Genomic DNA, 13,353 nt, shown 5'->3' with positions numbered 1-13,353 from the left:
ACAGTAATGGGTTTATTACGCATTGTATCAACTGGTGTTTTAATCAGCCTCCTGGCAGGCTGTGAATTATTTCATCCACCAATTGCCGGTACTGATCCTGAGTATGCGCCCACTTATCCGGTGACCCCCGATGTCAAAAAAAGCAAATACATGAGCGGGGCTATTTACAGCGCTGAGAGTGCTTTGCCCTTATTTGAAACCCCCAGGGCCAGACATGCAGGGGATATTGTCACTGTACTGCTTATTGAAAAAACGGATGCGAAAAAACAAGCGACTACCCGACAACGGAAAAATGACAAAATGCAGATTCTGACCGCCAAATTTATGGGGCGGCCTATTGATTTTGGTTCTGGCTATAGCGCTGATTTTGACATTAATGCCAAGCGTCAATTTGACGGCGATGGGCAATCAGTACAAAACAATAAACTGGCAGGCAGCATCTCCGTGACGGTAGCCAAGGTACTTGCCAATGGCAATATGGTTGTCCAGGGTGAAAAATGGATCCAGATTAATCAGGGTAAAGAGTTTGTACGCCTTTCTGGAATTATCAGACCGCAGGATATCTCTCCGAATAATGTGATCACATCAGACCGTATTGCCAATGCGCGTATCTATTATGGTGGAACAGGACAAGTGAATAATACCAATGCTCAGGGCTGGTTTTCCCGTTTTCTATGGGGCCCCTGGTTTCCTGTATAGCGTCCTTCCGGTATGGGTTGATGGATTTGAATATGGATAGTACATGCTAAGAATTTATGCCTTACTTTTTTTATCATGCTTTGGCTCTGTTCATGCTGAACGCATTAAGGATGTCGCAACACTGGCGGGGGTACGTACCAACCAGTTGGTTGGCTATGGTTTAATGGTAGGTCTTGATGGCACCGGTGATCGAGCCGGCACCAAGTTTACAGAGCAAAGCTTCGGTAACATGCTGACGCAACTTGGAATTAATATTCCACCGGGTACAAAACTTAATTCAAAAAACATAGCTGCGGTAATGGTGACTGCCAATCTGACCTCGTTTATGAAAAAAGGGCAGACCATTGATGTCAATGTGTCGTCTATCGGTGATTCAAAAAGTTTACGAGGCGGCACCTTGCTGCTTACTCCCTTGAAAGGGGCTGACGGCCGGGTTTATGCGATGGCACAGGGTAACGTGGTGGTTGTGGGGCTTAGTGTTACCGGAGAGGATGGTTCCAGTGTCACAGTGAATGTTCCAAGTGGTGGACGAATTCCCAATGGAGCAACCGTTGAGGTGGATATTCCAAACCCATTCTATTTTTCGAGAACGCTTACCTATAATCTGCGGGTTCCTGATTTTACAACAGCAAAACGTATGAGTGACGCAATCAATGAGATGATGGGTCCCGAAACGGCCCATCCTCTTGATGCCGCCTCTATTGAAATCACCGCGCCTCGCCTGATGTCACAGCGTGTTGATTATGTGTCGGTACTGGAGAATATTGAGTTTCTTCCGGGTGAAGCTGAAGCCAAGGTTATTATTAATGCGCGAACTGGTACCGTGGTGATTAATCAATTGGTAAAGGTCAAGCCGGCAGCCGTTTCTCATGGAAATCTGATTGTCACTATCAGCGAAAACCCCCTGGTAAGCCAACCCAATCCATTTGCAAACGGGCGGACTGTGGTTACACCGGAAACACAAATCAATGTACAGCAAAAAAATAACCGCGCCTTTGTATTCGCGCCTGGCGCCAATTTGCAGGATATTGTGAAAACATTAAATTCAGTAGGAGCAGCCCCCGGCGACATCATCGCTATACTGGAGGCTTTAAAACAGGCTGGCGCACTGAATGCCACATTGATTGTGATATAAAATTAAAGCAGGAAAAATAATGACGATAGAAGGGATTGCAGTTAGCGATTTTAAACAATTGAATGACTTGAGATATAAAGCTCAAACGGATTCGAGGCAAGCGCTGCCCGAAGTAGCCAGACAGTTTGAAGCAATATTTTTACAGTCAATGCTAAAAAGCATGCGAATGAGCCAGCATTTCCTCGATGACAGTAACCCGCTAAGGGGAAAGCATCAGGAAACTTTCCAGGAAATGCTGGATGGCCAATATGTCAATAATATTACAAGCAGACAAACTATCGGTCTTGCGAGCATGCTGGCTCAGCAACTGGAAAAAACGATAAGTGGTGCTCAGGTGACAAATGCTGCGGACCCCACGCCAGGGATTTCAGCAGATCGCTATCTGAAAAACCTCCATCCAACAACTTCTTCCCTCAAGCCTGAAAATGCAGGCAGTATCGATGATTTTGTAAAATCCGTCTGGCCTTATGCACGTCAGGCTGCCAGTGCGATCGGTCTTGATCCTAAAATTCTGATGGCGCAGGCTGCCCTTGAAACAGGATGGGGAAAACACATTATTAAAGATGAAAATGGCTTAAGCAGTAATAATTTGTTTAATATAAAGGGAGTACAGGGGGATAAGGAAAACTCGGTAGAGATCAGAACGACGGAATACATCGCTGATACGCCGATTAGAATGAATGCGTCATTTAAACGCTATGCGACTCCAGGCCATAGTTTCAGTGATTACATTGATTTAATAAAAGGCGACAGCCGCTATGAGGCAGCTCTTGCGAATACCGCAGATCCCCAACGCTACATTAATGAATTGCATCAGGCGGGTTATGCAACCGATCCTTCCTATGCTTCTAAAATTTTGTCAATATATAATGGAGGCGAGTTGCAACAGGCTTTAGAACGCAATGGTTTATTGTAAAGTTGAATTGAGCCTGGTTCGCACTCACCTGTAAACTGTCGGATAGGAGAAAGACAGCATGGCAAATATTCTGAATATCGCGACTTCCGGACTCCTGGCCTTTCAGCGGGGCCTGGATCTCACTGCCAATAATATTTCAAATTCAAAAACACCGGGCTATAACCGACAAATGCTGCTTTTAAAAAGCCTGCCCTCACAGCGGTTTGCCGGATCGTTTATCGGGGCGGGAGTTAATCCGGCCGAAGTGAAGCGCAATAGTGATCGTTTTGCCACGCAGCAAGTCCGTGAAACCTTAACAACCAAGTCACAATACGATATTTTTTTCGAGCAGGCCTCTCAGATTGACAAATTGCTTTCCCAGGATGGCACCAGTATTTCGGCCACGCTGCAAAACTTTTTTAATGCATTGGGGCAGCTTAATGAGTCTCCTGATAATACGGCGTCTCGGGGTGTAGCCTTAAATCAAAGTCGTTTATTAGTTGAACAATTCAGAACAATGCAGCTTCGTCTGGATGAGTATCAGCATAACAATAGTCAGCAACTTGATGAAGCAGCCAATCAGATTAACCGTTTAACTGCAGATATAGCGAAGTTAAATGAAAAAATAAGCGTTGTCGGAAACTCCCCTGAGTTACTGGACACCCGCGATGAGTTATTACGTCAGCTTTCCCAATATACAGACGTTATTGTGGTTGATGATGGAAACGCAGGCATTAGTGTGGCTATTGGGAGCGGGGAGGTTTTGGTCAACGGCACCAATCAGCGGAATCTTGCTGTGCTACCAGGATTTAATGGACAAAGCGGGTCTCGTCTGGCAATTCAAAACGGAACTGCTTTCATTGACGTGACTGATAATCTTCATTCAGGGATGATTGGAGGATTGCTGGATTTTGAAGATACAGTGTTAAAGCAAGCTAGCGAGCTTTTGGGACAAATGGCAATAGGTTTGGCAAGCCAGTTCAACCAGCAGCAAAGACTGGGTATGGATATGAATAATGCAATTGGCAAAAATGTATTTACCGATTTCAATGATGCCATGAGCCAGATAGCCCGCGCCATACCCTCATCGCTTAACACCGGCACAGGTGTCATGTCAGTAAACCTCTCAGACCTTACTCAGCTTAAATTAAGTGATTACGAGCTATTTGTAACCGACACAGGAAGCAATGAGGTACGCATTTTAAGAAAATCAGATAATCAATCCTTTGTAATGAATTTAACAAGCTCACCCCCAGCACCTCCGGCAGGTCAATTGCAGATAGATGGGATGACCATTTCGATTGACAATCTCTCCAATATGGCGAATGGCGATCGTTATTATTTTAATCCAACCAAAGGAGCAGCTGGCAAGCTGGAATTGGCCGTCAGTGATTCCAAGGAGTTCGCCCTGGCTTCTCCCGTCCGTGTGCAGGCGGCACTTGGCAATTCAGGAGAAGGAAAGATACAGTTGGGTGACATACTGAATACCAGCAATGTTAACAAGGATTTTCGCATTGAATTTATTTCGGATACGCAGTATAACCTGGTCAATCTAACTGATGCAGTGACTAGTGGTCCCTTCAGTTTCACCCCAGATTCCGATAATCTGGTGCAAATACCTGATTCGTTCAATCCTTCCTATTCGATCGTTCTTTCAGGCAGACCCTCTGCAGGAGATCAATTTAATGCCTCCTATAATACCAATGGTTTTGGAGACAATCGCAATGGTCTTAAGCTTGCAGCCATACAGAAAGCAAACTTGTTTGAAGGCGGAACTGAAAATCTCTCGGATCGCTACGCTAATTTATTGGCGCAAGTCGGTAGTAAAACCAATCAGGCTAAACTGCGCAGTGAGGCTGCCGATATATTGCATAAGCAGGCACTGGATTTTAGAGACAGCAAGAGTGCGGTGAATCTGGATGAGGAAGCAGCCAATCTCATTCAATTTGAACAGGCCTACCAGGCGGCCAGTAAATTACTTACTGTAGCCAGTGAAATGATGGATGTCCTATTTGCAGCAATGAGGTAGATCATGCGTATATCAACTAACCAGATTTACAGACGCGGCCTGGATAATATCCTTGAGCAGCAACTACAGGTCTCCAAATATCAGGGCCAGCTCTCTTCTGGTAAAAAAGTTCAGTCGCCTTCCGATGATCCCATTGCCGCTGCCAAAATCAGTTTAATGAAACGGCGAATTGCTGCTACCGAACAACTTCAGAAGAATAAAGAGGGCGCCCAGGCGGCTGTCAGTCTTGAGGAGCAGGTTCTGGGAAATACAGTAAATGTGGTTCAGCGCATCAGAGAACTGCAGGTACAAGCCGGCAATTCTGCACTTTCAGAAGCAGATCGCCTTTCCATAGCCGGTGAAGCCCAAACATTGCTTAATCAACTGCTTGATTTGTCTAACAGTCAGGATAGTAATGGCTATTATATGTTCAGCGGCGGCTTAACAGGAATGCAGTCTTTTAGTAAAGACAGCAGTGGCCAGTATGTTTACAATGGCGATGACACCCAACGTTTTCAGAATGTAACAGACAGTATGGGTGTTGCATTAAATGACGCGGGTTCCGATGTGTTTATGCGTATTCGTAATGGGAATGGCTATTTTGCAATCAATGCAACCGGTGCGCCTAATACGGGAACCGGGGTCGTGAGTTCAGGAGGGATTGTTAACTCGACGCCTTATGTACCTGATAATTATACGCTGCAATTCAGTTTGAACAGTTCTAATCAATTGGTGTATATGGTAAGCGGTGCGAATGTGGGTAATGTCATCCCGCCTAGCGGAAATCCCGATGATGCGCCTTTATATTCAGACGGGGAATCAATAAGCTTTAATGGAATCCAGTTTAAGGTAAGTGGAATGCCCAATCCTGGAGATGATTTCTTAATTACCCCCGCCAGAAACGAATCTGTTTTTTCTACTGTGGAGCGGATGATTAATAATTTAAAACAGCCAGTGACCACTCCTGCTAATAAGGCGGCTATTGAAACGGAAAATAACCAGATTTTAGAACAGTTAGACAGTAGTATGGATAACTTGCTTGCTTTCCAGGCTCAAACGGGAACAAGACTCAATCAACTCAGTATTGTCGAAAAACTGAATGATGATTTGTTACTAGTTAGCAATACTACCCTGGATGGATTAGAGAATGCAGATTTAAATGAAACTGCTGTGAATTTAAATCTGCAGTTAATCTTTCTGCAAGCGGCACAGCAAAGCTTTGCCCGCATTCAGGGGTTAACCGTATTTAATTACCTCTAATCAATATCACTTCAATTCAACGTCCTCCTGAACGCAGTGAAGGATCTCCTGAACCTGGCTCAGCTCTAAGCAGTTTGAGATCCTTCGCTACGCTAGGATGACGTACCTGGTGAGTTACGTTAAAAGCAGCGTAGCCTGGTTGACGCCTTGCGACAACCGGGGTTTCTTGAAACTTATACTGAAAAACCCCGGTTGTCGCAAGGCGCCAACCAGGCTACATAGGATCTAAATTATAATAAGGACTCGCGGTCTTGCTTATACCCAAAATGGTTATCATCCCAAAGAAAGATTTTTAAATCAACTTTACCCTTTTCGACAATAACACCTTCTGCTTCGAGCTTGCTTTTCTGAGTCTCGAAAAGGGGAGAGGACTGTGGAAAAGAAAGTTGTCCGTTTGATTTGATAATTCTATGCCAGGGAAGATGGTGTTTATCAGTGCACGAATGAAGCAGCCAGCCCACTCCGCGAGCTCCCTGCGGACTACCGGCGAGTCTGGCGATAAGTCCATAAGTGGCAACACTACCTTCAGGTACCGAACGAATGAGTCTGATTACATTTTTAGAAAATTCGGTGCGATTGTCTTTCATGAATACTATTGTAGAAATCGTAGCAGATTATTGAATTCTACATTGATTTTAAATCATTTACAGAAGTTTGTATGCTACCAGTTTAGCAGGGACATTAAGCCCCAAAATATAAACTATACTAGATGTACATATTTCTATCAGAGATTACAATGGGAAACAAGAAATCAGGTCATAGATTTAAAGATAAACTGATATCGGATAAAGAATTAGAAAATGTATCTGGTGGTAGATCAGGCCCAGTAGCGCCAGGATTTTCACCCAGTCGTGCTTCTTCAAACTCGAACTACTCCTCATCATCTACCAAAAGAAAGCGTCCTAAATAAAGTGCTTGAGAGGCGCGCTAGTTCTGCTGAGCTATTTATTATGTACTTCTCAAGGTATAGGTTGAGGAACCTAATCCTCTTTTTTTGCGGCAATGCTCGCTTTTCTTAACAGTTGTTCCATTGAATCTGCGTTTAACGGTTTGCTAAGCAGATAGCCTTGAATTTCATCGCACTCCTGATCCTTAAGAAAGTTCATCTGGTTTTCGCTTTCCACTCCCTCGGCCAATACTCGAAAATTCAGGCTTCTGGCCATTGCGATGATCGCTTCGATAATGACTTCGTCGCTTCTGGATTTTGAAATATTCTGTACGAATGATTGATCGATTTTCAGGCGATCTATGTGAATTTGTTTCAGATAATTGAGGCTGGAATTACCGGTACCAAAATCATCCAGTACGATTTTTACTCCAATTTTATTCAGTTCATGAATCATGCGCTGGACCTCAACATGAGTAATGATCACATTTTCAGTAATTTCAATTTCCAGATATTCAGCTGGAATCTGATATTCATTAAGAATAGATTGAACTGTTTCAGCAAAATTCCACTGTTTTAGCTGATGTGTGGCGACATTTACAGCCACACGAACCAGCGGGAGCCCACGGTCGCGCCACTCAATTATTTGTCGGCAGACTTCACGAATCACCCATTCACCAATCGGGATGATGAGCCCGGAATCTTCTGCTACTGGAATGAAATCCAAGGGTAAAATAACGCCATTTTCTGGATGCTGCCACCGTATCAGGGCTTCTAATGCCAACAGGCGTGTCTGATTCACATCAAACTGGGGCTGATAAAGCAGGAAGAATTCCTGATTGCTTATTGCTCGGCGCAATTCATTTTCCTGTTTCAGGCGCTTCAAACTCTGATGATTTAACTGATTAATATAAAATTTGAGTTGGTTCCCGCCTTGCTCTTTGGCCATATACATAGCTAGATCAGCGTGTTTTAGCAAGGTATTCGCAGTTTTGCCATCAGTGGGATAAATACTGATGCCAATACTTGCACTGGTATTAATTTCCTTACCCAGAATCATGAAGGGTTGAGTAAAGAGCATTAAAATCTTATGAGCGACATTGAGGCTTGCTTCCGATTTATTCAACTCAGGAATCAGCATGACAAATTCATCACCACCCAAACGTGCCAAAGTGTCCTCTTCCCTCACTAATGAAGAAAGCCGTTTTGCTACAGCGCATAACAATTCGTCGCCAAATTGATGACTATAACTATCATTCACCAGTTTGAAACGGTCAAGGTCGAAAAAAATAATTGCGAAATAACGCTCATGCCTGGCTGAGGATGCAATTGCCTGCTGAATGCGATCATGGAGTAATACCCGATTGGGCAGCCCGGTCAGGGGATCGTGTGTAGCCTGATATTCGAGTTTCTGTTCCAGTAGTGCCTGATCGGTTATATCGCGAAAACTCCATACCCGACCCACCGTTTCATAATTTATTCTGTGGGGTTGAGAACGGCATTCGAGAATCCTTCCTGTTTTAAATTTAACCACAATTTGACTAATTTCATTGATATTATCAGACAAATGGTCAATCTGGCTTAACAATTCACCCGCATCCTGCAGTTGCTCAACCATATATTCCAGCATTAATGTCTGATTACCCAAATCCATGATTGATTCTGGTATTTCCCACATAGCAACAAATTTAGTATTGTAATCTATAATTTTTTTATCCAGATTAACCACCAGAATGCCATCGGCGGAAGATTCAATGGTTGCTCGCAATAGCGAAAGCGATTGTTGCAAGGACTCTGTTCTTTCTTTAACAATGCGATTTAAGGATTCTGTATGGCTTTTGGATTCTTTGGACAAGATCCATTTCTTGGTCAATGCACAGGCCAGTTGGCGCACAGCTACTTTGTCGAATGGTTTTTTAAGAACAAGCAGATTATCTGTCATCCCCAAATTAGTGACAGTTTCTTCCCAGGAGTAATCCGAATAGGCAGAACAAATAACGACCTGAATTTCCCGGTCAATTTCCCACATGCGCTTAATTGTTTCAATTCCATCCCAGCCTGGAGGCATGCGGATATCTACAAAAGCGAGTGCATAGGGTTTTCCTGAGTAATAGGCGGTCTTTATTTTTTCAACACCTTCCATTCCCTGGGATGCTGTATCAATTTGAAATTCCGGAAGTAAATTAAGATTTTCTTTAGGCTGGGTTTCGCCAAATAATTCCATATCCAGTTTATCAAACAGTGGAGACCTTTTTTCTGTGGTCAAAACTTTGATGAAATCCTGATGAATGGCGGGATTATCATCAATAATAATAATGCGTAATTCGATGTCATTCATTGAAGATCCGTTTCGGTTGAAGATAATTTTTCTGGGAGGGTAGTGTTAATCTGAATACTGCCCCTTTACCCAACCCTTCACTGTAGGCCGTCAATGAGCCTCCCATTTCCTGAGTGGACAATCCCGAGCTATGCAAGCCGAAACCATGCCCCTCTGCTTTGGTAGTAAAACCAAAGGAAAATATTTTATTCAAATTCTCAGGGTCAATTCCCGTACCATTATCTTTGACAGTAATATGAATGCTGTCATTATGCTTTTGAGCGATTAATTCAATTTCCTTATTCTTGTTAATATTGCTTAAAACGGCATCTTTTGCATTGCGAATTAAATTAACTAATATTTGTAGCAACTTGGATTTATCTGAAACGATAAAAACGGGCTCAAGATCTTTTTTAATTTCAATGAACGTATCTCGTGCCAAATTAATTGACAACTGTAAGGCAGTGTCGATGATATCCGGAATGAAAATTTTTTCCTGGACTCCGGGTACGCCGCTGAAACATTGCTGCATCGAAACGATATCTTTAATATGATGTAAATCTCTGCTGATATTGGCAATTTCTGCTTCGCATTTTTGATTGTTTTCTATAATGATCTCGCTTAATTTTAACAAGTACTGGGGGATCAATCTGCCCTTGGGATCCTCATCAAAGTAATTGGCTAAATCTTTTTCGTTATTCCTAATCATTTCAATGACCTGTCCCAATTTCTGATAATAAGGTTGTTTAAATTCATCTCTTAAAATATTTATAGAAAGATTGGAGCTGTTTAAAATATTGCCGATATTATGTAAAATTGACGTCGCTACTTCGGACATACCTGCTCGTCTGGCGGATTGCATAAACTGATCATGCAATTCTCGAATTTTTTCTTCTGCTTCTTTTTCTTTGTGAATATCTCTGATAATTCCGGTTAGTTGGCCAGGCTCTTCAAGACAGTGAGCAATAATGTGAAACCATCGGTATTCACCTGTAGAGTCTTTAATTTTAATTTCGCAGTCATAATTAATTTGCTTGTCTATAGCATTGCTCACCAGCTTTTGAAGCAAGTCGTGATGATCAGGGTGTACCAGTGTGAAAAACTCATTATAGTCTGGAGCTCCGTGCAAGGGGTCCAGATCAATAATTCTATAAAGTTCCTTCGACCAAACGGTATTACCGGTATTATTGTCATAAAACCAGTAGCCCATTTTTGCAATATGCTGAGCCTGTTCAAGTTTCTCATTGAGCATCTGCATTTCCCGAGAGGAAATATCCATCGACCGTTCTATCAGATATCTGTCCTGATCTGCTTCCTGATAGGTTTTATTAATACGAGAAATCAACTCTTGCCATTTATCCAAATCAGGCGGCAATTCATCAATCTTCAATTGCAGTCGGTTTAACTGTCTCGCTAAGAGCTTATGAACTTCCATCGCATTTCTCTCACATGTAACAGCGATTTACAATTAATTGCTTTCATAATACGTTGTCAGGGTCATGGTTTGATTATGTAATTCACAGCTTCCCAGATTAAAAGGACTAAGCTCGCCATAGGAGTAAAATCCAATCTGCGTGGTCATGGGAGGCAGGGCTTCCAAAGTAGATTCAGTTTCTTCTTCGATTCGCTCTCCTAACAATAAACGTCTTCCTACGCAACTTACGGCAATTGCCAAAACCGGACAATTTAATGGCTCTTCTTTGTCATAGAGCCTGTTTTTTGCCAATTCGCCTGCCTCATAAGCACTGGTTATCAAGCGATCGAAATTAGCCCGCATTAATTGAGCCTGATAGCCCATCGGCATGTCACCAGCAAATATCAGAGACTGAGTTTTTTCATCGACTCCCAGAATTGTTCTGACTAGCTGCACTGGATTTTTGGTATTTCCATCTTTTATCGCCAGAGGATACAGTAAACCGGAGGCAGGTAATTCTGCTGCCCGTTCCCCCAGATATTCTTTATATAACTGCAGGGCGGGTTGATTATCCAGCTCGTATAAAATATTTCCTTCAGATCGCGTGATGCGCCTTGCCGGACCAAAAATATCCCAGCCTCCCTGTGAGGCGTGGCCCACATGAATATGATTACCATAAAAACCCACAGCGACTACATAATTGTCAACGATTTCACCATTACATAATGTCCAGGTATGGCTGAAATGGCTGCCGTCTGCCGCCAGCCCTCCAGTAATAATTAAACCCTCCTGGGTATTGGCATTTAAACCTTTGACCAGGGCTGTGCCATTAACGGTTAAGCCATCAGATAAAACAAAAATACTCCGCAGAGAAGGGCTTTGTAGCTCATTAGCAATTAACTCACCAGCCTTATAGGATTCTGCGGGTTGAGCTACCCTGGCTGTGCATAAGCGAAGTGCGGTTTTATCAAACTTTATAACAGCAACTGCCAGGCTTTCATCAACAATGTGAGAACCGAATATTTCTCCGGCTGTGGAGCACCCTATGATTTTAGATTTCTTATAAGTATCTGCTAACTGCCTTAGAGGAACTTGATAATTAAGAAAAAAGGGGGAAGAAAAAACTAATACCAAAGTATTTTCTGAATCAATTTGTGGGAAGTTGTTGACACTCCATCCTTTATTTTTTATATACTGAAATGATTGAATTTGCATGCTTTATACTTTTCCTGGTTACTATTCAGCGATCACTAGGAAAAGTATAGTTTATAAAATCAACAATTTCTCAGGCTAGACAGCCGCTTCCTCGTTGGGCACTTCTATGTCATGGGCAAGAAGTCGTCGATAGGCTCGAAAATAAGTGATAGGGGATTGAGCGAACAAATCAGTCAGTTTTTCCATATATATACAGGCGAAACGATCCACTTGATAGGCAAAATAACTCTCTTCAGCGCCAGCTCGAAATGTTCTGCCCCAGCGTTTGTTATAAAAGGTTTGCTGTTTTTGTAACAAGGATGAGATCTCGGTGTCAATGGACACAATTTTTTGTTGCAGTTCGCTTAAAAGTTCTTTTCCTTCCTCAAAATGCTCTTCGATAATTCTGGAGTGAAGTTCGACATATTGTTTCTCCAGTTTTTTCTTTGAATTCATTGAGGCAATAATTTCCTCCTCAATCGGAAGAGAATTGACCTGTGCCTGAATTTCTTCGCCAAGCTCTTCAACAACCAGAGCAGTACGCCAGTTGCAATCTTTTTTCAGACGAAGTATGTCGCCGTAAATATGATCTCCAATATAGAGAATTTCGTCACCATTTAACTTCAGATCGTCGGTAAATTTTCTGGCATTACCTCCCTGGTAAACCCCATGACTAATCAAACCATTCGTGTTGGTCATCGTGCCATCCTGCGGATTAACCGTCAGAAAGCGAAGATTGTCATAAAAAAAGCGGGGTTTATTAGCAAGCGTTATAACTATCTCAAAAAAATCCTCCCATGTTTCGCTTTGGCCGAGGAAAGGATTGATGGCAAAATCGAGTAAAAGTTTGGAATAAAAATAATCGGAATTTGTCAGTATAAAAATCTTCTTACCATAGTGGACATAGCGTTTCAATCCAGCCACAAGTTCAGGATCCTTTTGGACGAAACTCTCGAGGTGCTGCGCGATATAGTTTTTGATACTGCCGTCCGAGTGGGCTGTATCGACACAATACAAAACGTCCCGGGCAATTTCTGAATAGCTGGGCAAATCATCCGGAGATTCATCCTTGTAATCCACTAATTGGCCATACAAAACGCAGAACGCAATCGAGAATGAGGTATCAATTGCCATATAATTGCTATCTTTTAAATCCACATAGGTGCTGCGATAGATTTCTTTCTGCTCGGCAAAGCTGATTAGACGGGTGCCGTGATAGCTTTGTCGTATAGCACCATAACGGCTTAACTTAAGAATATTTCCATTTTTGCTGTCTATAATCAGGCCGCGAATTGCATCTGAAAAGTTAAAGGTAAAGTTTAAGACAGCTGATGGATATTTTTTTTGCTCAACCAGTTTCCTGACGACGATTTGATAAACGAGAGCCTCAAAGTTCTCTGTATTATATCGAATAAGTGTATGATCCATATCCAGACCAATATACTTAATCTTTTTCATGTTCAATATTCGGTTCACAAACACAGGCTGAGACATCTGACTTTCCTTACCAGTTATTCAAATTGTGACAATCTGGCGCAATTATCC

General features: G+C 42.5%; 10 protein-coding genes. 5 read left to right on the top strand and 5 right to left on the bottom strand.

Annotated elements, in window-relative coordinates:
* The first annotated feature begins 6 nt into the window (after window positions 1-6).
* From LXA66_RS03195 to flgL, 5 genes are read left to right on the top strand one after another with little or no spacing between them, the layout of a single operon-like run.
* A complete protein-coding gene (locus tag LXA66_RS03195; protein WP_112218515.1) occupies window positions 7-699 on the top strand; it encodes a flagellar basal body L-ring protein FlgH in 693 nt (230 codons plus the stop codon).
* A 43-nt stretch (window positions 700-742) separates the two neighbouring features.
* A complete protein-coding gene (locus LXA66_RS03190; protein ID WP_133140709.1) occupies window positions 743-1,834 on the top strand; it encodes a flagellar basal body P-ring protein FlgI in 1,092 nt (363 codons plus the stop codon).
* Between the two features lie 19 nt (window positions 1,835-1,853).
* Complete coding sequence (gene flgJ / locus LXA66_RS03185; protein WP_233011888.1) at window positions 1,854-2,750, top strand: flagellar assembly peptidoglycan hydrolase FlgJ; 897 nt, start codon at window positions 1,854-1,856, stop codon at window positions 2,748-2,750.
* Between the two features lie 58 nt (window positions 2,751-2,808).
* Window positions 2,809-4,758, top strand: a complete 1,950-nt coding sequence (gene flgK / locus LXA66_RS03180) for a flagellar hook-associated protein FlgK (protein ID WP_233011887.1) — start codon at window positions 2,809-2,811, stop codon at window positions 4,756-4,758.
* Window positions 4,759-4,761: 3 nt separating this feature from the next.
* The gene (flgL, locus tag LXA66_RS03175) at window positions 4,762-5,997 is read left to right on the top strand and encodes a flagellar hook-associated protein FlgL (RefSeq protein WP_233011886.1); all 1,236 of its coding nucleotides are present in this window, start codon (window positions 4,762-4,764) and stop codon (window positions 5,995-5,997) included.
* Between the two features lie 230 nt (window positions 5,998-6,227).
* Here the strand turns inward: flgL and LXA66_RS03170 are convergent, their stop codons facing one another.
* The 5 genes from LXA66_RS03170 to LXA66_RS03150 all read right to left on the bottom strand — a co-directional run bounded on the left by LXA66_RS03170 (window position 6,228) and on the right by LXA66_RS03150 (window position 13,302).
* Window positions 6,228-6,584 carry an MGMT family protein gene (locus LXA66_RS03170; RefSeq protein WP_233011885.1) on the bottom strand — a complete coding sequence of 119 codons (357 nt, stop codon included), beginning with the start codon at window positions 6,582-6,584 and terminating at the stop codon, window positions 6,228-6,230.
* A gap of 393 nt (window positions 6,585-6,977) precedes the next feature.
* Window positions 6,978-9,221, bottom strand: coding sequence for an EAL domain-containing protein (locus tag LXA66_RS03165; protein WP_233011884.1), 2,244 nt, complete (start codon window positions 9,219-9,221; stop codon window positions 6,978-6,980).
* A complete protein-coding gene (locus LXA66_RS03160; protein ID WP_233011883.1) occupies window positions 9,214-10,635 on the bottom strand; it encodes an ATP-binding protein in 1,422 nt (473 codons plus the stop codon). Before LXA66_RS03160 ends, LXA66_RS03165 begins: the two co-directional genes overlap by 8 nt.
* A gap of 33 nt (window positions 10,636-10,668) precedes the next feature.
* Window positions 10,669-11,829, bottom strand: coding sequence for an FIST signal transduction protein (locus tag LXA66_RS03155; protein WP_233011882.1), 1,161 nt, complete (start codon window positions 11,827-11,829; stop codon window positions 10,669-10,671).
* A 75-nt stretch (window positions 11,830-11,904) separates the two neighbouring features.
* Window positions 11,905-13,302: an HAD-IG family 5'-nucleotidase gene (locus LXA66_RS03150; RefSeq protein ID WP_233011881.1), complete on the bottom strand. Its 1,398-nt coding sequence runs from the start codon at window positions 13,300-13,302 to the stop codon at window positions 11,905-11,907.
* Between the last annotated feature and the right edge of the window lie 51 nt (window positions 13,303-13,353).

Source organism: Legionella sp. 16cNR16C (assembly GCF_021297775.1).
Taxonomy (GTDB): Bacteria; Pseudomonadota; Gammaproteobacteria; order Legionellales; family Legionellaceae; genus Legionella_C; species Legionella_C quinlivanii_A.
Note: the sequence above shows the minus strand (reverse complement) of the source record. Positions and strands in the feature narration are given on the sequence as shown.

Excerpts from the sequence above, each read along its gene's own strand:
- LXA66_RS03160 (WP_233011883.1), bottom strand. The coding sequence starts at position 10,635 with ATGGAAGTTCATAAGCTCTTAGCGAGACAGTTAAACCGACTGCAATTG.
- flgJ (WP_233011888.1), top strand. The coding sequence starts at position 1,854 with ATGACGATAGAAGGGATTGCAGTTAGCGATTTTAAACAATTGAATGAC.
- LXA66_RS03165 (WP_233011884.1), bottom strand. The coding sequence starts at position 9,221 with ATGAATGACATCGAATTACGCATTATTATTATTGATGATAATCCCGCC.
- flgK (WP_233011887.1), top strand. The coding sequence starts at position 2,809 with ATGGCAAATATTCTGAATATCGCGACTTCCGGACTCCTGGCCTTTCAG.
- LXA66_RS03170 (WP_233011885.1), bottom strand. The coding sequence starts at position 6,584 with ATGAAAGACAATCGCACCGAATTTTCTAAAAATGTAATCAGACTCATT.
- LXA66_RS03150 (WP_233011881.1), bottom strand. The coding sequence starts at position 13,302 with ATGTCTCAGCCTGTGTTTGTGAACCGAATATTGAACATGAAAAAGATT.
- LXA66_RS03190 (WP_133140709.1), top strand. The coding sequence starts at position 743 with ATGCTAAGAATTTATGCCTTACTTTTTTTATCATGCTTTGGCTCTGTT.
- flgL (WP_233011886.1), top strand. The coding sequence starts at position 4,762 with ATGCGTATATCAACTAACCAGATTTACAGACGCGGCCTGGATAATATC.
- LXA66_RS03155 (WP_233011882.1), bottom strand. The coding sequence starts at position 11,829 with ATGCAAATTCAATCATTTCAGTATATAAAAAATAAAGGATGGAGTGTC.
- LXA66_RS03195 (WP_112218515.1), top strand. The coding sequence starts at position 7 with ATGGGTTTATTACGCATTGTATCAACTGGTGTTTTAATCAGCCTCCTG.